Origin of the sequence: Thalassococcus profundi, from assembly GCF_003344785.1 — a bacterium.
GTDB lineage: Bacteria > Pseudomonadota > Alphaproteobacteria > Rhodobacterales > Rhodobacteraceae > Puniceibacterium > Puniceibacterium profundi.
Window position 1 is genome coordinate 108,629 of sequence record NZ_QPMK01000014.1, and the last position, 22,015, is coordinate 130,643.

Annotated in this window: 19 protein-coding genes and 1 pseudogene; 13 read left to right on the plus strand and 7 right to left on the minus strand. The window is 66.6% G+C overall.

What is annotated here, in order from left to right; all coding sequences use genetic code 11:
- Positions 1-70 precede the first annotated feature (70 nt).
- Positions 71-733, minus strand: a complete 663-nt coding sequence (locus DU478_RS16405) for an HAD-IA family hydrolase (RefSeq protein WP_114512057.1) — start codon at positions 731-733, stop codon at positions 71-73.
- A gap of 106 nt (positions 734-839) precedes the next feature.
- Between DU478_RS16405 and glmU the strand changes: the two genes are divergently transcribed.
- Positions 840-2,195 carry a bifunctional UDP-N-acetylglucosamine diphosphorylase/glucosamine-1-phosphate N-acetyltransferase GlmU gene (glmU, locus tag DU478_RS16410; protein ID WP_114512058.1) on the plus strand — a complete coding sequence of 452 codons (1,356 nt, stop codon included), beginning with the start codon at positions 840-842 and terminating at the stop codon, positions 2,193-2,195.
- Positions 2,195-4,012 (plus strand): glutamine--fructose-6-phosphate transaminase (isomerizing), encoded by a 1,818-nt coding sequence (gene glmS / locus DU478_RS16415; RefSeq protein ID WP_114512059.1) that lies wholly within the window; start codon positions 2,195-2,197, stop codon positions 4,010-4,012. The genes glmU and glmS overlap by 1 nt, the downstream gene beginning before the upstream one ends.
- A 167-nt stretch (positions 4,013-4,179) precedes the next feature.
- Here glmS and DU478_RS16420 read toward each other — a convergent pair whose 3' ends face one another.
- Positions 4,180-4,680, minus strand: a complete 501-nt coding sequence (locus tag DU478_RS16420) for a hypothetical protein (RefSeq protein WP_233501366.1) — start codon at positions 4,678-4,680, stop codon at positions 4,180-4,182.
- 74 nt (positions 4,681-4,754) lie between these two features.
- On the opposite strand from DU478_RS16420, the gene moaA reads away from it, so the two are divergent.
- Positions 4,755-5,762, plus strand: coding sequence for a GTP 3',8-cyclase MoaA (moaA, locus tag DU478_RS16425; RefSeq protein WP_114512061.1), 1,008 nt, complete (start codon positions 4,755-4,757; stop codon positions 5,760-5,762).
- Positions 5,763-5,770: 8 nt separating this feature from the next.
- Here moaA and DU478_RS16430 read toward each other — a convergent pair whose 3' ends face one another.
- Positions 5,771-7,441 (minus strand): chloride channel protein, encoded by a 1,671-nt coding sequence (locus DU478_RS16430; RefSeq protein ID WP_114512062.1) that lies wholly within the window; start codon positions 7,439-7,441, stop codon positions 5,771-5,773.
- Between the two features lie 135 nt (positions 7,442-7,576).
- Between DU478_RS16430 and DU478_RS16435 the strand changes: the two genes are divergently transcribed.
- The 7 genes from DU478_RS16435 (at position 7,577) to DU478_RS16465 (ending at position 15,711) form a co-directional block, all read left to right on the plus strand.
- Positions 7,577-8,953 (plus strand): FAD-binding oxidoreductase, encoded by a 1,377-nt coding sequence (locus DU478_RS16435; protein WP_114512063.1) that lies wholly within the window; start codon positions 7,577-7,579, stop codon positions 8,951-8,953.
- Between the two features lie 72 nt (positions 8,954-9,025).
- Positions 9,026-9,718: a metal-dependent hydrolase gene (locus DU478_RS16440; protein WP_114512064.1), complete on the plus strand. Its 693-nt coding sequence runs from the start codon at positions 9,026-9,028 to the stop codon at positions 9,716-9,718.
- 404 nt (positions 9,719-10,122) lie between these two features.
- Positions 10,123-10,341 (plus strand): hypothetical protein, encoded by a 219-nt coding sequence (locus DU478_RS16445; protein ID WP_114512065.1) that lies wholly within the window; start codon positions 10,123-10,125, stop codon positions 10,339-10,341.
- A 12-nt stretch (positions 10,342-10,353) separates the two neighbouring features.
- Positions 10,354-12,195, plus strand: coding sequence for a M13 family metallopeptidase (locus tag DU478_RS16450; protein ID WP_325048105.1), 1,842 nt, complete (start codon positions 10,354-10,356; stop codon positions 12,193-12,195).
- A gap of 401 nt (positions 12,196-12,596) precedes the next feature.
- Positions 12,597-13,589 carry a Bug family tripartite tricarboxylate transporter substrate binding protein gene (locus tag DU478_RS16455; RefSeq protein ID WP_114512067.1) on the plus strand — a complete coding sequence of 331 codons (993 nt, stop codon included), beginning with the start codon at positions 12,597-12,599 and terminating at the stop codon, positions 13,587-13,589.
- Between the two features lie 63 nt (positions 13,590-13,652).
- Positions 13,653-14,168 carry a tripartite tricarboxylate transporter TctB family protein gene (locus tag DU478_RS16460; RefSeq protein WP_114512068.1) on the plus strand — a complete coding sequence of 172 codons (516 nt, stop codon included), beginning with the start codon at positions 13,653-13,655 and terminating at the stop codon, positions 14,166-14,168.
- A 1-nt stretch (position 14,169) separates the two neighbouring features.
- Positions 14,170-15,711, plus strand: a complete 1,542-nt coding sequence (locus tag DU478_RS16465; RefSeq protein ID WP_114512069.1) for a tripartite tricarboxylate transporter permease — start codon at positions 14,170-14,172, stop codon at positions 15,709-15,711.
- Between the two features lie 75 nt (positions 15,712-15,786).
- Here the strand turns inward: DU478_RS16465 and DU478_RS16470 are convergent, their stop codons facing one another.
- A complete protein-coding gene (locus DU478_RS16470; RefSeq protein WP_199488361.1) occupies positions 15,787-16,245 on the minus strand; it encodes a hypothetical protein in 459 nt (152 codons plus the stop codon).
- Positions 16,246-16,360: 115 nt separating this feature from the next.
- On the opposite strand from DU478_RS16470, the gene DU478_RS16475 reads away from it, so the two are divergent.
- Entirely contained in the window at positions 16,361-17,365 is a 1,005-nt protein-coding gene (locus tag DU478_RS16475; RefSeq protein ID WP_114512070.1) for a hypothetical protein, read from the plus strand.
- On the opposite strand, the gene DU478_RS16480 is transcribed toward DU478_RS16475, so the two are convergent.
- Both DU478_RS16480 and DU478_RS16485 read right to left on the minus strand, forming a co-directional pair.
- A complete protein-coding gene (locus DU478_RS16480) occupies positions 17,337-18,062 on the minus strand; it encodes a hypothetical protein (protein WP_199488362.1) in 726 nt (241 codons plus the stop codon). The genes DU478_RS16475 and DU478_RS16480 overlap by 29 nt on opposite strands.
- 281 nt (positions 18,063-18,343) lie before the next feature.
- Positions 18,344-18,922, minus strand: coding sequence for a hypothetical protein (locus DU478_RS16485; protein WP_114512071.1), 579 nt, complete (start codon positions 18,920-18,922; stop codon positions 18,344-18,346).
- Between the two features lie 196 nt (positions 18,923-19,118).
- Here DU478_RS16485 and DU478_RS16490 point away from each other — a divergent pair, with 196 nt between their 5' ends.
- Positions 19,119-20,411, plus strand: a complete 1,293-nt coding sequence (locus DU478_RS16490; RefSeq protein ID WP_114512072.1) for an O-acetylhomoserine aminocarboxypropyltransferase/cysteine synthase family protein — start codon at positions 19,119-19,121, stop codon at positions 20,409-20,411.
- Between the two features lie 142 nt (positions 20,412-20,553).
- Here DU478_RS16490 and DU478_RS16495 read toward each other — a convergent pair whose 3' ends face one another.
- Complete coding sequence (locus tag DU478_RS16495) at positions 20,554-21,267, minus strand: SIMPL domain-containing protein (RefSeq protein WP_114512073.1); 714 nt, start codon at positions 21,265-21,267, stop codon at positions 20,554-20,556.
- A 161-nt stretch (positions 21,268-21,428) separates the two neighbouring features.
- Here DU478_RS16495 and DU478_RS16500 point away from each other — a divergent pair.
- Positions 21,429-22,015, plus strand: a pseudogene (locus DU478_RS16500) (hypothetical protein); the annotation flags it as partial.

Sequence of the window (22,015 nt, forward strand, 5' to 3'; positions counted from 1 at the left end):
GTTTGCGGTGCGGCGCGCGTCAGGTCAATCGGCAGCGCACGCGCCGGCGCCTGTGCGGCCGACCGCTCTCTCAGCCGATCAGCCGCGCCACGACCTCGGGCAATTCGTCGAAATGCCCAATCAGCGCCTCGGGTTCCAGCGTGGCCATGTCGCCGCCCGCGGGACCGAAGGTTACCAGAACGCTCGGCAGGCCCGCGGCCCGGGCGGTTTCGCGGTCGGTGACCGTGTCGCCCACGAGGCAGCCCCGGTCCGGGGCTCCACCCGCCCGGCGGATCGCCTCGAACAGCGGTTCCGGATCGGGTTTGCGCACCGGCAGCGTGTCGGCGCCGATCATCGAGCCGAAGAGCGACCGGATACCAAGGCTTTGCAGCAACTGTTCGGCCAGCCCCTCGGGCTTGTTGGTGCAGATGCCGACACCGTAGCCGGCGCTGCGCAGCGCCTCGACCGCGGCGATGGCGCCAGGATAGACCACCGTGTGATGGTCGATCGCATCGCCATAGGCGCGCAGAAGCTCCGGATACCAGCGGTCGATCTCGGCCTCGCTGCGGGTGCCCATCCGGTCCAGCCCCAGCGTCAGCATCGCCCGCCCGCCGCGCAGCGCCGTTGCCGCATCGCGCTGCGGATCCAGCTGAGCGCCTGCCCCCATGCCGATGAAGCAATGGTTGGCCGCGGCGATGAGATCGCCGGAGGTGTCCGCGAGAGTGCCGTCGAGGTCGAAAATCACCGTGCGCATGGCACTCTCCTTTGTCACAACCCGCAATCCAACGTGAAAGGCGCCACCTTGCCCTGCGCCACAGGACCGATAAAACGGGCCGAGGCAAATCACAAAGAGAAACGGCATGAGCATCGCACTGGTCATCCTCGCGGCAGGCAAAGGCACACGCATGGAGTCGGACCTGCCCAAGGTCCTGCACCCGATCGGCGGCGCGCCGATGCTGGTCCATGCTCTGGTCTCGGGACAGAGCCTGGAACCGGAGCGCGTGATCGTCGTGGCGGGCCACCAGGCCGAACGGGTCGCCGATGCCGCGCGCGACTTCGACCCCGAGGTGCAGGTCGTGGTGCAGGACCAACAGCTGGGCACCGGCCACGCGGTGGCGCAGGCCCGCGCGGCGCTCGCGGAGTTCGATGGCGACGTCATCGTGCTTTATGGCGACACGCCTTTCGTCTCGGCCGAAACGCTGCAAAGGATGGTCGCGGCGCGGCGCCAGCACGACATCGTCGTGCTGGGGTTCGACGCCGCCGACCCGGCGCGCTACGGACGGTTGGTGATGGCGGGCGACCGTCTGGCGCGGATCGTCGAATTCAAGGACGCGAGCGCCGAGGAGCGCGCCATCACCCTGTGCAATTCCGGCCTTCTGGCGGCCGACAGCGCCACGCTGTTCGACCTGCTCGACGCCGTGGGCAACGACAATGCCGCGGGCGAATACTACCTGCCTGACGTGGTGGCGATCGCCGCGGAACGCGGTCTGTCCGCCACCGCCGTCACCTGCGACGAGGCCGAGACGCTGGGCATCAATTCGCGCCCTGAACTCGCGGCGGCCGAAGCCGCGTTCCAGGCGCGTGCCCGCGCCGCGTTGCTGTCGGACGGCGTGACGATGCAGGCGCCCGACACGGTGTTCCTGAGCTGGGACACCGCCATCGGCCGCGATACAGAGGTCGAACCCAACGTGATCTTCGCCCCCGGTGTGACGGTCGAATCAGGGGCGCGCATCCGCGCCTTTTCGCATCTTGAAGGCTGCCACGTCAGCCGCGGATCGGTCGTCGGCCCCTTCGCCCGCCTGCGCCCCGGCGCGGAACTGGCCGAAGACGTGCACGTCGGCAATTTCGTCGAAGTGAAGAACGCGCAGCTGGCCGAGGGCGTCAAGGCCAACCACCTGAGCTATCTCGGCGACGCCGATATCGGCGCCGGCACCAACATCGGCGCGGGCACGATCACCTGCAATTACGACGGCGTCTTCAAGCACCGGACCACTATCGGCGAACGTGCCTTCATCGGCTCGAACACGATGCTCGTGGCGCCAGTCACCGTGGGGTCCGAGGCCCTGACAGGCAGCGGATCGGTGATCACCGAGGACGTGCCGGACGGGGCGTTGGCCATCGGTCGCGCCCGCCAGGCGACAAAACCGGGCTTTGCGCGGAAATTGTTCGAAATGTTGAAGGCAAGAAAAGCAAGACAACAAAAAGAGGTGGGATAATGTGCGGTATTGTAGGGGTCCTTGGTGACCACGAAGTTTCTCCGACACTGGTCGAAGCGCTGCGACGGCTGGAATACCGAGGCTATGACAGCGCCGGGATCGCCACGGTCAACAAGGGCACGCTGGACCGCCGCCGCGCCGTGGGCAAGCTGGTCAACCTGAGCGATCTTCTGGTGCACGACCCGCTGCCCGGCAAATCCGGCATCGGCCATACGCGGTGGGCCACCCACGGCGCGCCCACGACAGGCAATGCCCATCCCCACCAGGCCGGTCCCGTCGCGGTCGTGCACAACGGCATCATCGAGAATTTCCGCGAGTTGCGGACCGAATTGCGCGAACACGGCCTGTCCTGCACCACGGAGACCGACACCGAAACCGTGGCGCTGCTGACCCAGCATCACTTGGCGCAAGGCCTCGATCACGTGGCCGCGGCCTTTGCCACGCTGGACCGGCTGCAAGGCGCCTTTGCGCTGGTGTTCCTGTTCGAGGGCGAGGACGACCTGATGATCGCCGCGCGCAAGGGCAGCCCGCTGGCCATCGGCCACGGCGACGGCGAGATGTACGTGGGATCCGACGCCATCGCGCTGGCGCCGCTGACCGACCGGATCACCTATCTGGCCGAAGGCGACCGCGCCGTGATCACGCGCAAGACGCTGGATATCATGGACGAAGGCGGCGCTGCCGTGTCGCGTCCCATCAAGACGATCCAGATCGACGCCACCCGCATCGACAAGGCCGGATACAAGCATTTCATGGCGAAGGAGATCGCCGAACAGCCCACCGTTCTGGCCGGCGCCCTGGCCAGCTATGTCAAGGACGGCACGATCCATCTGCCCGGAGAGGGCGTCGATTTCTCGAAGATGCAGCGTCTGACGCTGGTGGCCTGCGGCACCGCGTTCTATGCCTGCCTGACCGCGAAATACTGGTTCGAACAACTCGCGCGCCTACCGGTCGAGGTCGATATCGCCTCGGAATTCCGCTACCGGACGCCGCCCATTCCCGCGGGCACCACGGCGCTGTTCGTCAGCCAGTCGGGCGAGACGGCGGACACGCTGGCGGCGCTGCGGTACTGCGCGGGCAAGGCGGACAGGATCCTGTCGGTGGTCAACGTGGCCGAATCCTCGATCGCGCGCGACTCCGACCTTGCCCTGCCGATCTATGCCGGCGTCGAAGTGGGCGTGGCCTCGACCAAGGCCTTTACCTGCCAGTTGAACGTGCTGCTGTTGCTGGCGCTCAAGGCGGCGGTGGACCGGGGCGAGATGACCCGTGACCGGCAGGTGGAACTTCTTACGGCGCTGAACGCGCTGCCGGGCATCTTCAACGTGGCTCTCGATCGCGACGCGGTGATCCGAAAGGCGGCGCGACGCATCGCGGAGGCCCGCGATGTGCTGTTCCTGGGCCGCGGGCTGATGTATCCCCTGGCGCTGGAAGGCGCGCTGAAGCTGAAGGAAATCAGTTATATACACGCCGAGGCTTATGCGTCGGGCGAACTCAAGCACGGCCCCATCGCGCTCATCGACAAGACCGTGCCGGTGGTGGTCATGGCGCCGCGCGACAGCCTGTTCGACAAGACCGTGTCCAACATGCACGAGGTCATGGCCCGCGGCGGCAAGGTGCTGCTGATCTCCGACGCAGCGGGGGCGGCAGAGGCCGGCGCCGACGTCTGGCAGACAATCGTCCTGCCGGAAGTGCCCGAGGTGCTGAGCCCGCTGCTCTACGCCCTGCCCGCGCAGCTTTTGGCCTATCACACCGCCATCGCCAAGGGCACCGACGTCGATCAGCCGCGCAACCTGGCGAAATCCGTCACGGTGGAGTGAGCAAGCTGGAGGGGGCCAGCCCCCTCTTGGCCTGCGGCCAATTCACCCCCGGAGGTTTATCGGCAAGATGAAGGGACGGGGGCGGCAGAGGTCCTCGGGCTTAGGCGCACTGGAAAAGCGCATAACATCAATGATTTGACGACTCCCAAAGGAGAACCGCCGACGGGTCAGCCGCCCGCGTAGACCTCGACCGTGGGCAGGTCGGTCAGCGGCGCCTCGATCAGGCGCATGGCCGCGAGCGACAAGCGGCTGCCGCCGTCCGAGATCGGGATGAGGTCCACCTGCGCCGACTTTCCGGAGCCCGGAAAGACCACGCGGCCCTTGCCCGGCGCGTCGACCAGCGGCGTCTCGATCCAGAAGCCGGGGCGCGCCGGATCGCCGAGCGACACGACCGTGGTGCCCAAGGACCGTTCACCCGAGGCCGCGGGAGCCGCCGCCGCATCTGCGCGTTCTTCGGCGGTGGTGGTGTCGAAATCCTCTTCGGTGCGGGCGGCGGGCGGCGGGGTACGCGACAGGACCGGCGAGGCCGCGGCCTCCGCGGCCGCGGCCTCGCTTTGCGGTGCGGCGGGGCCGGTGGCCTGTTGCGGTTGGATCTGTCCCATCATGTCGGCGCACCCCACCAGGGGCAGCAGCATCACAAGCGGGAAAAGTCTTTTCGTGTCAGCCATCCGGCACCTTTGTCGTGGTCACATCTTGGGGACGATACTTGCCCATGCGCGCGCGGAATACTAGGGTCTGAGCCATGACAGCACCCCTCATCGACCCGTTCGCACGCCCGATCTCCTACTTGCGCGTCTCCGTCACGGACCGCTGCGATTTTCGCTGCGTCTACTGCATGTCGGAAAACATGACCTTTCTGCCGAAGAAGGAGCTTCTGACGCTGGAGGAACTGGACCGCATGTGTTCGACCTTCGTGCGGCTGGGCGTGGAAAAGCTGCGCATCACCGGCGGCGAACCGCTGGTGCGGCGCGATATCATGACGTTTTTCCGCCAGATGACGCGGCACCTCGAGTCCGGCGCGCTGAAGGAACTGACGCTGACGACCAACGGGTCGCAGCTTGAACGGTTCGCGGACGACCTTTACGCGGCGGGTGTGCGACGGGTGAACATCTCGCTCGACACGCTGGACGAGCAGAAGTTCGCCGACATCACCCGCTGGGGCCGCCTGCCCCAGGTGCTGCGCGGCATAGATGCGGCGCAGAAGACGGGGTTGCGGGTCAAGATCAACACCGTGGCGCTCAAGGGCTTCAACGAGGACGAATTGCTGACGCTCACCGAATGGTGCGCCGAACGGGACATGGACCTGACCTGGATCGAGGTCATGCCGATGGGCGATATCGGCAACGAGGACCGGCTGGGCCAGTACTGGAAGCTGAACGACCTGCGCGCGCAGCTGGGGCGCCACTACACGCTCACCGACCTGCCCGAGAGCACCGGCGGCCCGGCACGTTATGTGCGGCTGGAAGAGACCGGGCAGAAGATCGGTTTCATCACGCCACTCACGCATAATTTCTGCGAAAGCTGCAACCGCGTGCGCCTGACGTGCACCGGAGAGCTCTTCATGTGCCTGGGCCAGGAGGACAATGCGGATCTGCGCAGCGCCTTGCGCAACCATCCCGCCAGCGACGCACCGCTCGAGGAGGCGATCCGCCGCGCGATCGCGCTCAAGCCCAAGGGGCACGATTTCGACTATTCCCGGCAGTCGGTCGACGGCCGCGTGTCGCGCCACATGAGCCATACCGGCGGCTGAACAGGCGGCTATCCGTGTTCTTCGGCAGCAGTGGCTGCCAGCGCGCGATTATAGGCTTTGAGCGCGTCGACATGGAACAGCGCGCCCTGCAGGACCGGATCCTTGCCCTCTTCGACAACCGAGATCACCGGCACGTAGCTGACCCCGGACTTGTCGAAGAGCGGCAGCACGGTCTCGAGCGTCGAGGTGGTGGTGACATAAAGCTCCTGGCCGATCATTTCTTCGCAGAAGGCCGTGACCTCGGGGCCAAGATCGGCCGCCTTGCGCATGACGCCCTGCACCCGGAACATCGCCAGCAGATAGGCCTGCGGTCCGGCCGCGAGGTGCACGTTGCGCCGTTCAAGCTGGCTCAGGAAGAACGACCGGTGCACCAGCTTCGACGCCACGGCGGTGGAGATCGACACGGAAACCATCACCGCAAGGCCGGTCTGCCAGTCGCCCGTGAGTTCGAAGACGATGAGCGTCGTGGAAATCGGCGCACCCAGCACCGAGGCTGCAACCGCTCCCATCCCCGCCAGCGCATAGAGCGTGAAGGCGCCGGAATGGTCGGGAAAAAGGCCGGTGGCGATCAGACCGAAGGCCAGGCCGGTCAGCGCGCCGATCATCAGCGACGGCGAGAACACGCCGCCGCCCATGCGCCCGGCCATGGTGATCGACAGGGCGGCGACCTTGAGCACGGCGAAGACCACCGCTTCGGACAGCAGCAGGTTGCCGGTCAGCGCAAGGCTTGTCGTCTCGTAGCCGACACCGATGATATGCGGAAACTCGATGGCCAGCGCGCCCAGCAGGATGCCCGCCGCCGCCGGTCGCAGCCAGTGCGGCAGGTTCAGCCGGTTCTGCAGTCGCGTGCCCAGGTCGTCGGACCAGAAGATGCAGCGCATGGTCACCACCGCCACCAGCCCGCAGACGAGGCCGAGGATCAGGAAAGCCGGCAATTCGAGGTAGAATTCGACCACCGTCGTGCCCGGCAGGCTGAATTCGGTCACGTCGCCAAAGGCCAGCCGGTTGATCACCGTGCCGGCGGCGCTGGCGATGACGATGGGTGCAAAGGCGTGCAGGGCGAAATGGCGCAGCACCACTTCGAGCGCGAAGAGCGCGCCGGCGATGGGGGCGTTGAAGCTGGCCGAGACGGCGGCGGCCACGGCGCAGCCCAGAAGGTCGCGCCCGGTGATGCCGTCGGCACGGATGAGGTTGCTGACCCAGCTCGACATCATCGCGGCGATATGCACGACCGGTCCTTCGCGGCCCGTCGATCCGCCGGTGGACAGGGTGATCCACGAGCAGAGCATCGAGGCGATGCCGGCCTTCTTCTCGACCCGCCCGTCGTTGAGCGCCGCGCCCTCGATCACGTCCGACACCGACCGTACCCGGCCATCGGGGGTGAAGTAATGCAGGATCAGACCCACGGTGCCGCCCCCCAGCACCGGGATCAGAAGCACCGAATACCACGGCAGAGTGGTGGCAAAGCTGTGCAGCAGGTTCACGTCCTCGGTGCCGTACAGCGCCGTCTGCAACCATTCGATCGCCTTGCGGAAAAGCAATGCCGCGAGACCCGCTCCGATGCCGATCATCAGGGCAATGAACCAGAACAACACCTGCCCCGGGCCGCGGTGGCGCAGCACGTCCCAACCGCGGCCGCAGCTGGCGGTGAGCCTGCCCCATGGTTCCGAGATGATCATCCGCTGCCCTTCCGGCCGTTGTCCTGCCACGCGCTTCGGCACGTCTCCACCAACCCGGGCATGGCCCTTTCCCCGTGGACTTTCGCGCGGCCTCCGCAGCCGCTAGGATCGCTCAACTGTCTCGAAAGGTTGCCGATGACCGCCCCTCAAACACTCGACGCGCTGGCTTCTTTCCTAGGCCAACGGCTGTCCCGGTCCAAGTCCGATCTCGACCTGCACGGCCGTTCGGAGTCGCATTTTCCGCCGATGCCCCCGGATGCCGTCGCCTACCCAGACACCACCGAAGAGGTACAGCGCATCGTCACGCTCTGTGCCGAGGCGCGGGTGCCGGTGATCGGATGGGGCACCGGCACCTCGCTCGAGGGCCATGCCCAGGCGCCGCGGGGCGGGGTCTGCGTCGATTTCAGCCGCATGAACAAGGTGCTGGAAATCCGGCCCGCGGATCTGGACGTGACGGTGCAGCCCGGCGTCACGCGCGAACAGCTGAACCGCGAGTTGCGCGCCACGGGGCTGATGTTCCCGGTCGATCCCGGCGCCAATGCCTCTCTGGGCGGGATGGCGGCGACGCGCGCCAGCGGCACCACGGCGGTTCGTTACGGCACCATGCGCGATAACGTTCTGGGGCTCCAGGCGGTGCTGGCCGACGGTCAGGTGGTGCGCACCGGCAGCCGGGCGCGCAAATCTTCCGCGGGCTACGACCTCACCGCGTTGCTGGTGGGGTCCGAAGGCACGCTGGGGCTGATGACCGAACTGACGCTGCGCCTGCACGGCATCCCCGAGGCGGTGTCGGCGGGCGTCTGCGCCTTCGCCTCGGTCGAGGACGCGGTGAACGCGGTGATCGACACGGTGCAGATGGGCCTGCAGGTGGCGCGCATTGAACTGGTGGACGCGGCCACGGCGCGCATCTTCAACGGCTATGCCGGGACGGGCTTTCCCGAACAGCCGCACCTGATGCTGGAATTCCACGGCTCCCCCGAAAGCGTCGCGCAGGACGCCGCGCGGTTCGGCGAGATCGCCGCCGATCACGGCGCCGGGACGTTCGAGTGGTCGGCGCAGGAAGAGGACCGTCGCGCGCTCTGGACCATGCGGCACAACGCCCATTACGCGGTGCTGGCCTCGCGCCCCGGGCACCGCGCGCTCGTCACCGACATCTGCGTGCCGGTGTCGCGCCTGGCCGAAGCCATCGGCGCGACCCAGGCCGACATCGCCCAAAGCGGCCTGCCCGGGCCGATCCTGGGCCACGTGGGCGACGGCAATTTCCACGCCATCCTGCTCATCGACCCCGCGAAGTCGCAGGACCAGGAGACCGCCGAGGCGTTGTCTCACCGGATGGTCGAACGCGCGCTGGACCTGGGCGGCACCGCCACCGGCGAACATGGCATCGGCCTGGGCAAGATGCGCTACATGGCGCGGGAACACGGCCCAGGCTGGGAGGTCATGGGCACGATCAAGCGCGCGCTCGATCCGCATGACATCCTCAATCCCGGCAAGCTGGTGCCGCAGCCGGACTGAGCGCGGTTTCAGCCTTTCCGGGCCGGCGGTGCGCCCTACCCTCCTTGGCGGGATCACGAGGAGGACGAGACCATGAACATCACCTGGCTGGGACACGGATCGTTCCGCATCGAGATCGCGGGCGAAGTGCTGCTGATCGACCCCTGGCTCACCGGCAACCCGATGCTAACCGAAGACCGGCACGGCGCCGCGACCGAAGGCGCCACGCATCTGCTGCTGACCCATGCCCATGGCGACCACGCCTCCGACGTGCTGTCGCTGGCAAAGAAACTGGGCATTCCGCTGGTCGGGCAGTTCGACCTGATGTCCTACTGGGCCGACAGCGAGGGGATCGAGACCATCGGCTTCAACAAGGGCGGCACGGTGGCGCTGGGTGAGGTCAAGGTGACCATGGTCCACGCGGTCCATTCCAGCAGCTTTTCCGGCGGCAAGGGGCCCTGGGTGCCCGGCTCCGAATGCGGTTTTATGATCGCGGGCGAAGGCCACACGATCTACGTCTCGGGGGACACGGACGTGATGGCGGACATGGGGGTGTTCAACGACCTGCACGCGCCCGATATCGGCATCCTCTGCGCCGGCGGGCATTTCACCATGGACATGCGCCGTGCCGCCTACGCCTGCAAAACGTTCTTCGATTTCAAGACGGTGATCCCCTGTCACTATCGCACCTTCCCGCTCCTGGAACAGTCCGCCGAAGAGCTGGTCAAGGCGCTGCCCGGGGTGGACGTGATCGAACCCGAGGTGATGACGCCGATCACGATCTGAGCCGTGTGCCACGCATGCGTCGCGGTCCGGGGCGGTCCCATCTGCGGACTGTTCGGCCATAGGTCCCTCGCGGAAGGCCGCGGAAAAGACGGGGCGCTCGGGGACGGATCAAGGCTGGCGCCACCTGCGTCGTTTGCGAGGCACAGGCGCTGCGTCCGAAACCACCCAACGCAATCGCCAGCGCAGAACCTGCGCCGGTCGCCGTCGCACGAAAGCGGCGCGTCGATGGTCCGCGCCACCTCAATTTCACGGCTCATATGTCAAGGGATCGAGACTTGAGGCTTCAACCGCCGCAGTCGGGCGTCGGGCCAAAAAGTTAGCTTTAGGGACTCGCCCGAAGTACCCTTTAACGGGAAGCGGAAGCGAAGGGTCGTATCCGGCCCCGCCCAGTTTGGAGAGCGTCCATGAACCATCGCACCGGCCTCACGGCGGCCTGCCTTGCCGCATCGACCCTCCTTTCCGCCAACACCACGTTCGCGCAGGCAGGTTCGGTCGGACCGGACATGCTTGGCTTCCCGGTCGAGAACATGGACCCGAGCGCCGATCCCCGGGAGGATTTCTACCGCTACGCCGTCGGCGGCTGGCTCGACCGGATCGAACGCCCCGAAAAATACCCGATATAAGGGATTTTCGCCATCACCGGCGATCTGGTGCAGGCGCAGGTGACCGCCATCCTGCTGCGCGCCGCCGAAGAGGCCGACAGCGCCCCAAGGGGCAGTCCGACCCAGCTCGTGGGAGATTTCTACCGCGCCTACATGGACACCGACACGATCGACGCGCGCGGCATAGCGCCCATTCAAGGCGAACTCGACCGGATCGACGCCATGACCGGCCTGGCGGATCTTGGCCAAATCATGGTGCGTATGGATCGGATCGGCGGTCCGGGCGTGTTTCTCGGTTTCGGCCATACCGAAGGCAGGCTGGACAACAGCCGGAACGAGTTCGGCTTCGGCGCGCCAGCGTTCGGCATCGAAGCGCACTTTGCGAGCATCCTCGCGGAACCGGATGACGGCGGACGGCTGAACGCCTACCGGACCTACCTGGACGAAGTGCTGATGGTCGCCTGCCTCCCCGCCGGCGATGCCGGGCAGATCGCGCGCACCGCCGTGGAGATCGAAAGAACCCTCTATTCCGGCGTCCTGTCGCCCATCGAACGGCGCGATCCCCGGCTCACCTACAACCCGACGACACTTGACGAATTGCAGTCCCTCATCCCAGAGGTCGACCTGTCCGAGCTGCTGGAGACCGCCGGTTATCCACCGGATATCGAGAACGTGGTGCTGTTTTCGCCGCGCTACCTGCCGGTGCTGTCCGAGGTGCTGCGCACGCGCCCGATCGAGGACATAAAGGATTACCTCAAGCTGCGGATGATCCTGAAATTCGCGCCCGCGATGTCGACCGCGTTCCAGGAGCCGAACCTGGGATTGTCGGCCGTCCTGCTGGGCAGCGCCGTCGTGCCACTGCGCGCGGAAACGGCGGCCCAGCTTGTCGCCGAACACCTCGCCCATCCGCTGGGGCAGATCTACGTCGACGCGCATCTGACCGAAAACGCCAGGACCGCGGCCGAGGACATGTTCGCCCGCGTGAAGGCGGTCTTCGCAAGGCGCATACCGACCCGCGACTGGCTGAGCGAAGAAACCCGTGCCGAGGCGGCGGCGAAACTCGCCGACCTTTCCGCCACGATGGGCGGGCCGGACACGTGGATCGACTATTCCGCGGTCGAGATCGGCGCGGACCCGGTTGCCAACCTGATGTCCATCGCCGCCTTCGAACATGACCGCTACATGGCCAAATATGGGGGACCGGTGAGTCGGGAGGCATTCAACAGCCCGGAAACGCGCCCCACGACGGTCAATGCCGCCTACAGCCCCGGCATCAACGGGTACGAGGTGCCTGCGGCGATCCTGCAACCGCCCTTTTTCGAGCCGGAGAAGGATGCGGCGGTCTGGTTCTGCCGGATGGGCGCCATTCTCGGCCACGAAATGACCCACGGGTTCGACTCCCTGGGGCGGCAGTTCGACGCCAGCGGCAACCTGCGCGACTGGTGGACATTCGACGACACGGTGCGCTTTACCGAAAAGGCGCAAAAGCTGATTGAACAGGCCAACACCTACGAGGTCGCGCCGGGCCTCATGGCCAACGGGCCTCTGGAAGTGGGGGAAAACATGGCCGATCTGGGCGGCATCACCCTCGCCCACGAAGCCCTGCGCGACTATCTTGAAGAGCATCCGGAAGAGAATGTGGAGATCCAGGGTTTCACGCCCGATCAGCGGTGTTTCCTGTCCTGGGCAAAGAACTGGGCCACGAAATCGACCGAAGCGATTGACCGGATGCTGGTCGACAACGATCCGCATGCGCCCTCGCCCTACCGTGCCATTGCCGCGCTCCAGCACCTGCCCGCGTTTTACGACGCCTTCGGGATTCAGGAGGGCGATCCCATGTGGCTCCCGCCCGAGGGGCGAATCACCGCCTGGTGACCATGCGCCCGGGCGCGTGACCGGGCGACGGAAAGCGCGCGGCCCACGTACGCGTCTGCGCATCTGTCGACCGAAACGGTGCGCGGTCTTCCGAAAGCGCCTCCGGGCATCTCCGGTCGGACGACAGCGCCTGCCGGTCTCGTGCGGTCACCACATCAACCCACCAGGCGCGTTCGCCTGGCCTGACATGCCGGTCGCCGACGTTTCCCGATGATCCGATCCCGCTCGGACGCAATTCGCGTGACCCTTGAAGGTCTCACCCCATCCCGTCGAACCGGACAGCTCCGTCCACTCAAGAGGGAAACAAGTTGCGGGCGTGACAGGTTGGTGACAGCTTCGAGTGGTACCGAAACTTTCGATCCGCGGCGGGAGGCGGCGGATGTACTACAGGGAGGACAACCATGTCATTTGACTCGATCCGCCGCGGTGTCGCGGTGGCCACCTTTGTCGTTGCGGCGCCCTTTGCCGCCATGGCGCAGGATTTCACCCCCGAGAACCCCGAATGCATCGCCCCGGCGAACCCCGGCGGCGGCTGGGACTTTACCTGCCGCCAGGTCGGCAAGGTGCTTCAGGACACGGGCCTGATCCCGTCCACCATGCAGGTCGTGAACCTGTCGGGCGGCGGCGGCGGCGTGGCATTTGCCGAAGTGGTCAACAAGCGCAACGACGACAACGACCTCGTCGTGGCGGCCTCGACCGCCACCGCGACCCGTCTCGCGCAGGGCGCCTTTCCGGGCAACACCATGGACCAGGTACGCTGGCTGGGGTCCATCGGCGCCGATTACGGCGTGATCGCCGTCTCCGCCGACAGCGAGGTCGACACCCTGCCCGATCTGCTGGAGCAGGTGCGGTCGAACCCGTCCGAGGTCAACTTCGGCGGCGGCTCCGCCGTCGGCGGCTGGGACCACCTGAAAGTCCTGATCGCCGCGCAGGAAGCCGGCGTCGAGGATGTGCGTGAAGTGAAATACATCGCCTTCGCGGGCGGCGGCGAGGCGGTCACGCAGCTGCTGGCAGGTTCGCTCCAGGCCTTTACCGGCGACCTGTCCGAAGCGCAGGGTTTCGTCGAATCGGGCGACATCAAGGTGCTGGCGGTGCTGGCACCCGAACGCCTTGACGGCGAATTCTCGGAGATGCCGACCGCGCGCGAGCAGGGCATCGACGCCATCGGCGCCAACTGGCGCGGCTTCTACGCGCCGGGCGGCATGTCCGATGCGGCCTACAACTACTGGGTCGCGCAGCTCGACACGCTGTATGCCAGCGACGAATGGCAGGCGGTGATGGAGGCCAACGGTCTCGCGCCGCTCGACCTGCATGGCGAGGAGTTCCAGGCCTTCGTCGCCGAAAGCGTCGCGAACATCGAAAGCCTGAGCCGCGAAATCGGCATCCTGCAATAAGCAGACCACGACCCCGGCGGCGGTGACCGCCGGGGGACATCACCACATTCACGGGAGGGGATCATGAGCGACCGCATCTTCGGCGGCATCGGCCTCGTGCTGGCGATCATCTACGCCTGGGCCGCCGCGGGCATCCAGGAAAGCTTTCTGACCGACGAGGTCGGGCCGAAGGTCTTTCCCTGGATCATTGCAACAATACTCGGGCTGTCGTCGGCCTGGTTCCTGATCAAGCCCGATCCCGATCCCGAATGGCCGACCTGGGGCCGGGTCGCCGAGATCGGCCTCGCCGCGCTGGTCCTCGTCATCTATGCCGAGGCGCTGCCGGCTTTCGGTTTCCTGCTGCCCACCGCCGTCGCCTCGGGCTACCTGACCTGGCGGCTCGGGTCGAAACCTGTCGAAAGCGTCGTGATCGGCGTCGTGACGGCGCTTGGCATCTACCTGATCTTCCGGTCCCTGCTGGGTCTCAGCCTGCCCCGCGAGGGCATGGAACTGGCCATCGACGGCTTCTTCTCCTCCCTCGGCGATCTCTTCGCCAGCGATCCGGAGCCCGCCCCCGCAACCGCACCGCAAGGAGACTGACATGGAAACGCTCTCCAATCTCGGCGACGGCTTCCTGATCGCGATGACCTGGCAGAACCTGTTCCTGGCGCTGATGGGCTGCTTTCTCGGCACGATCATGGGCGCCCTGCCCGGCCTTGGCCCGTCGAACGGCGTGGCGATCCTGATCCCGCTGGCCTTCACCCTGGGCCTTGGCGCGACGCCCTCGCTGATCCTGCTCACCTCGGTCTACTACGGCGCGATGTACGGCGGGCGAATATCGTCGATCCTGCTCAACATTCCCGGCGACGAACCGGCGATGATGACCTGCCTCGACGGCTATCCCATGGCGCAGAAGGGCCGCGCCGGCGAGGCGCTGGCGCTGTCGGGCGTCGCGTCCTTCGTCGGCGCCTTCTTCGCCACCTGGGGGCTGGTGCTGCTGGCGCCGCAGCTGGTCAAGGTCGCGCTGCTCTTCGGCCCGGCGGAGTATTTCGCGCTCTTCACCCTGGCCTTTGCCACGTTGGGCGGCATCGCCGCGACGAACCAGGCGAAATCGGCCTTCGCCGCGGCGCTTGGCCTGGGCCTTGCGATGGTCGGAGTCGACACCCAGACCGGCGTGCCGCGCCTGACCTTCGGCGAGGTGCATCTCTACGACGGCATCGACTTCCTCATTGCCATCGTGGGCCTCTTCGCACTCTCCGAAGTTTTCGTCTTCCTGGAACATCGCGGCACCGACCGCGACATCTCGACCAAGCCGCCGACCGAAGTGGGCAAGATCATCCCGTCCTGGTCGCTGATCCGCTCCTGCATCCCGACCATGGGCCGCACCACCGTGCTGGGCTTCATCGCCGGCGTCCTGCCGGGCGCGGGGGCCTCGCTCGGGTCCTTCATCTCCTATTCGATGGAAAAGCGCCTGGTCGACAAGGACAAGACCTTCGGCACCGGCGATCCGCGCGGCGTCGCCGCCCCCGAGGCCGGCAACAACGCGGCCGCCGGTGGCGCGCTGGTGCCGATGCTGGCGCTCGGCGTGCCGGGGTCCGGCACCACCGCGGTCCTGCTGGCGGTGCTGCTGGCGCTCAACATTACCCCTGGGCCGCTGCTCTTCACGCAGAACCCCGACGTTGTCTGGGGCCTTATCGCGGCGCTCTTCATCGGCAACTTCATGCTGCTGGCGATGAACATCCCGATGGTGGGACTCTTCACCCGCGTCCTGCTGGTGCCGCCGCGCATCCTGATGCCCATCGTCGCGATGATCTCTTTCGTCGGCATCTACGGCATCTCCGGCTCGCCCTTCGAGCTTCTGATGATGGTCGGTTTCGGCGTGATGGGCTGGGTCCTGCGCAAGCTCGATGTGCCGCTGGTGCCGGTCATCCTCGGCACGCTGCTGGGCAACGAGATGGAGGTGAACTTCCGCCGCGCGGTCGAAATCTCCAACGGCGACTATTCGGTGCTGATCGGCTCGCCGCTGGCCATCGGGCTCTGGACCGTCGCCATCGTCGGCTTCATCCTGCCCATCGTGATCGGTGGCCGGATCAAGCGCCGGATGCATATGTCCCGCGACGAGGAAGGGTCGATTTCCGACTGACGGATCGACCGAGAGGACGACACAGGCGCGCCGTTCCGCAAGGACGGCGCGCCTTTTCTTTGTGCCGGTCGGGCCTCAGGGCATCATTACCTGCGCCCGGTCGAAGGCGGCGGTGTCCACCGACAGGTCGTCGTAGGTCAGCTCGATCTCCACGCGGTCGACCGATCCCGCGGCAAAGGCGAGGTACGGCATGCCGTCTTCCGGCAGCAGCGCATTCGGGCTGGCCGTGCCCGCGTGGCAGGGCGGCAAGTCCCAGACCTGCAGATCGCCGCCGTTGATGCCGTAGCGCAGCTGTGCCAGGCCGCAGCGCCAGGCCAACAAGTGCGTGACATAGAGCAGGTCCTGCCCGCCGTAGTCGCGCAGCGCGATCCAGCTGCCGCGGGTGGCGCCGAGGATCGGGCGCACCTCGGTGGCGGTGGTGAACTTTCCCGTGGGTGCCTGCGCCTCGGCGACAAGGCCGGTGGCCGCGGCGGCCGAAGCGCCCTCTCCGCTGCCAAGGGACACGGCGATGCCGATCAGGATCCAATCCATCATCTTCAAAATCCTCTCGAAAATCCGGCCCCTGAAGGCCGCGTAACAATGCTTTTGTCATCTGTGCTTCTGAATTATACTGCCATCAAAGCAAAAAAGAGCAGTCAGGCCCACCCCCATGCCGCGCAAAAAGGCCGACCTTCCACCCGTGAACATCCTGATCGTCGGCCAGTCCGGGCGGCTGCAATACGAGGCGCTGCTGTTTGCCGCCTCCCTGCGCCACAGCGGCACCAGCGACCGGTTCCGGCTGTTCATCGCCGAACCGCAGCCCGGACCGCTCTGGCGCACCGACCCGCGCATCGCCGATCCGGGCATCCGCGACGCGCTCTCGGATCTGGGCGCGACCTTCCTGCCCTTCGACAGCCGGCATTTCGGGCAGGACTATGCCTATGGCAACAAGATCGAGGCACTGACCGCCCTGCCGAAGGACGAACCTTTCGTGTTCTTCGACACCGACACGCTGGTGCTGGACGCGCTGGACACCGTGCCCTTCGACTTCGACCGGCCCACGGCGTCGCTGCGGCGCGAAGGCACCTGGCCGCAGCTTGAACTCTACGGACCGGGCTACACGCAGACGTGGAAATCGCTCTACGACACGTTCGGGCTCGACTTCGACAGCTCTCTGGACCTGACACAGCCCGACGAATACTGGCGGCGCTATCTCTATTTCAACGCCGGGTTCTTCTTCTACCGCTGCCCGCAAGCCTTCGGTCAACGGTTTCTCGACTACGCGCTGGCCATCCGCGACGACGCGCCGCCCGAGCTGGTGTGCCAGAGCCTCGATCCCTGGCTCGACCAGGTGGCCTTGCCGCTGGTGATCCATTCCTTCGGCGGGGGGCGCGATACCCTTCCCGAAGGCTATCTCGACGGGTCGGTCACCTGCCACTACCGGCTGCTGCCGCTCCTCTACGCGCGCGAGGATGCCCGCGTCGTCGACGTGCTGGAAAAGGTGACAGAACCCAACAAGCTCAAGAAGCTCTTCAAGCAGTACGAGCCGTTCAAGCGGATGATCTACCAGGGGCGCGGGCACAAGGTGCGGGCGCTTTTCGACCAGGACGACCTGCCCGCGCGCGAACAGGCGATCCGCAACCAGATCAAGCGGGAAGGCTTCTGGATGCGCTGACCGGCGCTGCGGCGCGGGTCTCTCCCGGCGGGGACAGGCCCTTGTGCAGCTTGGCGTATTCACCCGACAGCACTGCGTCGCGATGGACCACGCCGACCTGCACGGGAATATAGGTCAGGCCCAGCAGCTGCGCGATGGCAAAACGGTGCGCCCCGCCGCCCGAGCGCAGGTAGGTGCCGTTCGGGCCGATATGCACGAGGATGCCGCCGTGTTCGCGGCGCACCCGGTCCGGCAGCGCGGCCGCCGCGGTCAGCGTGCCGGCCCTGCGGATGGCGCGAAAGGCCGCGTCGCGGCGGGCATACCATCCGCGCAGCTCGTCGATGGTACGGCAACCGTCGGGGCTATGGCCGCGGGCGATCTCGCCGGTGTGGCGCTCCCAGATCGGGGTTTCCTCCCAGGGACGGCCCTCGATGAAATGCATCCGGCAGCTGACATCCTTTTCCGACGGTTCCAGCGGCGCCGAGGACAGGTGCCAGTCGCCGCCCAGAACCATTCCGCTCAGGCGGCGGCGCAGGACCGGCGCGCCCTTCGCGGGATCGGGACGGTAGCCGCGGGTGATCTCGGCCAGCGGCAGCCAGACCGTCTCGTCGCTGAGCGGGGCGCCTGCGCCATAGCGCAGACGGTTGTAGATGTCGCGCATCGTCTTGCGCGGCACCTGGTTGCGCACGGCACGTTGCAGATGTTTGAGCGTCTTCACCAGGACCTACCTCCGCGGCGGACGGGCCCCGTGCCGCCTGCCGTCATAAATCTGTCATATCCTGGTAAATGGCGCACTCGCGCCGAAAATTCAACGCCCCGCTGCGCTGAAGAACGGGACAACGCGCCGATGCACGCCCCTGCCGCCGGGCGGACGACCGGCCCGCGCCGACGCCGTCAGATGCACAGGCAAAGGGATGGGTGTGCTGCTCCCGGAACGCATTCGGCCCTGCCGCAGGCATGCGACAGGGCCGGGAGGCTCTTGTAGGAGCAGGCGGTGTATCAGGCCTTCTTGGTGAGCAGGGTGTAGGACGAGATGACTTCTCCCGCGACCTGTGCCCGCGCCACGCGGCCGGCGTCGGTCTTGATCCCCGTGGCGCCCACGGATTTGCGGATCAGGCGGCCCAGCTGCTGGTTCAGCGCCTTCTGGCCGTGCGCCTTCTTGGTCTCGGGGTTAAAGCCGATGGCGGTGTTGTAGATCATCATGAACTCTTCGTCCTTGGCGGCGGTCTTCATCACCGTCAGCACGAAATTTTCATCGAACTTGCCCTCGGCATCCAGCGACTGCGCCAGGGTGACCGTATGGTCGATCACGGCGCGCTTGGCACGGATGCGCTCGGCCAGCGGATCGTCTTTTTCGGAAGTGTCGAGCAGGTGGTTCTCGAGGACCTTCTGCAGGTAATGCCCCAGCTCCATGCCCTTTTCCCTGGCCTCTGCCGCAAAGCGTGCGCGCACGGCGGGTTCCAGGCTGAAGGCGACGTTGCTGGCGCGCGCCATGCGTTCGGAGCGGCGCTGTTTCTTGCCGGCCTCTGCGGCCTCGGATGCGTCTGCCTTGGTCTTTGTGTTTTCATTATTTGCCATGTCATGGTCTCCTTGCCTCAACATACTACACGAATATGCTGAGTCGCCCCGCGCCGTCAACATACTTGCTGTTTATGACAAGACGGCGCGCAAAGCTGTGGCGCGCCGATCACAGGCGCCCACCCGCGCGCAACGATTGTCGGACGCGCCGCAATCGCCTAGAGCTTGGCAAACGGCATTCAGGGAGAGATACCACATGACCGACGGACCCACCTACGGCTTCGACACGCTGCAAATCCACGCGGGCGCCCGGCCCGATCCGGCCACCGGCGCGCGGCAGACTCCGATCTACCAGACCACGGCCTACGTGTTCCGCGATGCCGAACATGCGGCAGCGCTCTTCAACCTGCAGGAAGTGGGCTACATCTATTCGCGCCTGACCAACCCGACGGTCGCGGTGCTGCAGGAACGCATCGCCACGCTCGAAGGCGGCGTCGGCGCGGTCTGCTGCTCGTCGGGGCATGCGGCGCAGATCATGGCGCTCTTCCCGCTGATGGGGCCGGGAAAGAACATCGTGGTGTCCAACCGACTCTACGGCGGCTCGATCACCCAGTTCAGCCAGACCATCCACCGCTTCGGCTGGTCGGCCAAGTTCGTCGACATCGACGACATGGACGCGATCAAGTCCGCCATCGACGACGACACCCGCGCGGTGTTCTGCGAATCCATCGCCAACCCGGGCGGTCACGTGGCCGATATCCGCGCGGTGGCGGATGTGGCCGACGCGGCGGGTCTGCCGCTGATCGTCGACAACACCTCCGCCACGCCCTACCTCTGCCGCCCGATCGAACACGGCGCGACGCTGGTGGTGCATTCGATGACAAAGTTCCTCACCGGCAACGGCACGGTGACCGGCGGAGTCGTGGTCGACTCGGGCAGCTTCGACTGGGCCGCCTCGGACAAGTTCCCGTCGCTGTCGGAGCCGGAGCCCGCTTATCACGGCCTCAAGTTCGCCGAAACCTTCGGGCCGCTGGCCTTCACCTTCCACGGCATCGCCATCGGCCTGCGCGACCTGGGCATGACCCTGAACCCGCAGGCGGCGCATTACACGCTGATGGGGATCGAGACGCTGAGCCTGCGGATGCAGCGCCACGTGGAGAACGCCACCAAGATCTCGGAATGGCTGGAAAAACACCCCGCGGTCGAAGGCGTGACCTATGCCGGTCTGAATTCCTCGCCCTATCACGACCGCGCCGCGAAGGTCTGCCCGCGCGGCGCCGGCGGGCTTTTCACCGTAGCACTGAAGGCCGGCTACGAAGGCTGCGTGAAATTCGTCGAGGCACTGGAGATCTTCAGCCACGTGGCGAACCTCGGCGACACCCGCAGCCTGGTGATCCACTCGGCCTCGACCACGCACCGCCAACTGACGCCCGAACAGCAGATCGCCGCCGGGGCCGCGCCCAACGTGGTGCGAATCTCGATCGGGATCGAGGAAGCCGACGACCTGATCGCCGATCTCGACCAGGCGCTGCACAAGGCGAACGCCTGACACACCGTGGCCGCGCAATTCTCGAGAATTGCGCCCCGTTTTTCTCGCGAAAAACGGGGCCTGCGGCTTCGGTCCCACCCAGTTCGTGACCGGAATTCTGGACATTTCCGGTCCGTTTCCCCCGCGGAGAACGGCGCCGCGCTCAGCCGTCGCTTTCCAGCGCAAAAACCATCGACACCGACGCGGTGATCCCCGTCTCGCCCCCGGCGACCGGCACCGATTCCGCCGCATCGCGCATCGCCATGGCCATTTCGGGCCGCGGCATCCGGATGCCGCCCTCGTTGATCGACATCACCGGGCCCAGCGTCATCCCGGCGGCCTCTGCATAGGTGCGGGCGCGCGCCATGGCATCCTCGACGGCCTTGCGCCGCGCTTCCTCCATCAGCGGTTCGGGGTACTGCAGCCCGAAACTCAGCCCGCCAAGGCGATTTGCCCCGTCGGACAGGACCTCGCCGAGGATATCCCCCAGCTGCTCGAGGTTGCGCACGCGCACGGTCAGGCGATTCGACGCCTCGAACCCGTCGATCCGCTGCGCCTCGTTGGTGCCGGGGCGGTTCGACCAGACCGGGTTCAGCGACAGGTCCGATGTCTGCGTGTCCCGCGGTGCGACGTCGAAGGCGCTCAGGCGCTGCAGGATCGCGTCGGTGATCCGCGAGGTTTCGGCCATCGCCTCGTCCGCCGCCTTGGCCCGCGCGGTCACGCCCAGCGTGATGGTCGCCATGTCGGGCGCCGCAAAGGCGCTGCCCTCGCCCGAGACACTGATCGTGGGGCCGGAGGTGGCGGTGGCGCCTGTGTCCTGCGCCGCAAGCGCGCTGCCCAGGCCCAGAAAAACCGCCACTAGAATCGGAAGCCGCATCGCATTCTCCTTGGGATACCGTGCGTTAATGGGCGGAGTGTCGCCTTGGCGCAGGCCAAGCGCAACGGTCTTTCCTTTCCCTCGGCGAAGACCTGCTATAAAAAGCGGGCGTCACCCATACGTGACTTCGGCAGACCAGGGATGGATGGTAGACGCGCCGCATGACACCGGATTTTGCACTTTCCCTCTCCTTTGACGGCATCGCACTGCTGCGCCGCGTGACCGGCGGCTGGGCCGTCGTGGACGAGATCGCGCTGGATGCCGACGACCTCTCCGGCGCGCTGGCCGACCTTCGGGCACAGGCGGATGCGCTGGAGCCAGAGAGCGGCGGCCAGGTCAAGCTGGTGATCCCGAACGAGCAGATTCGCTACCTGTCGCTGCCCGCGCCCGCCGAAAAGGCCGCGCGCCGGGAGGCGATCGAAACGGCGCTCGAGGGCGCCACGCCCTATGCCGTCTCCGACCTTGTCTACGACTGGTCGCAGCGCGGCGACACCCTGATGGTCGCCGCCGTCGCCCGCGAGACGCTGGACGAGGCGCAGGCCTTCACCGAAGGCCACCATTTCGAACCGGTCGCCTTCGTGGCCCAGGCCGCCAAGGCCGACTTCAAGGGCGAGGTGTTCTTCGGCGCGGCCCCGTCCTGGTCCGGTCCCGCCCCGGCGCGCGACAGCGCCGCGATCCGGATCGTGCCGGCCCCCGCACCCGACACCGCCCCGCCCGCAGAGGCCCCGGCGGCGCCCCCGGTCGCGGC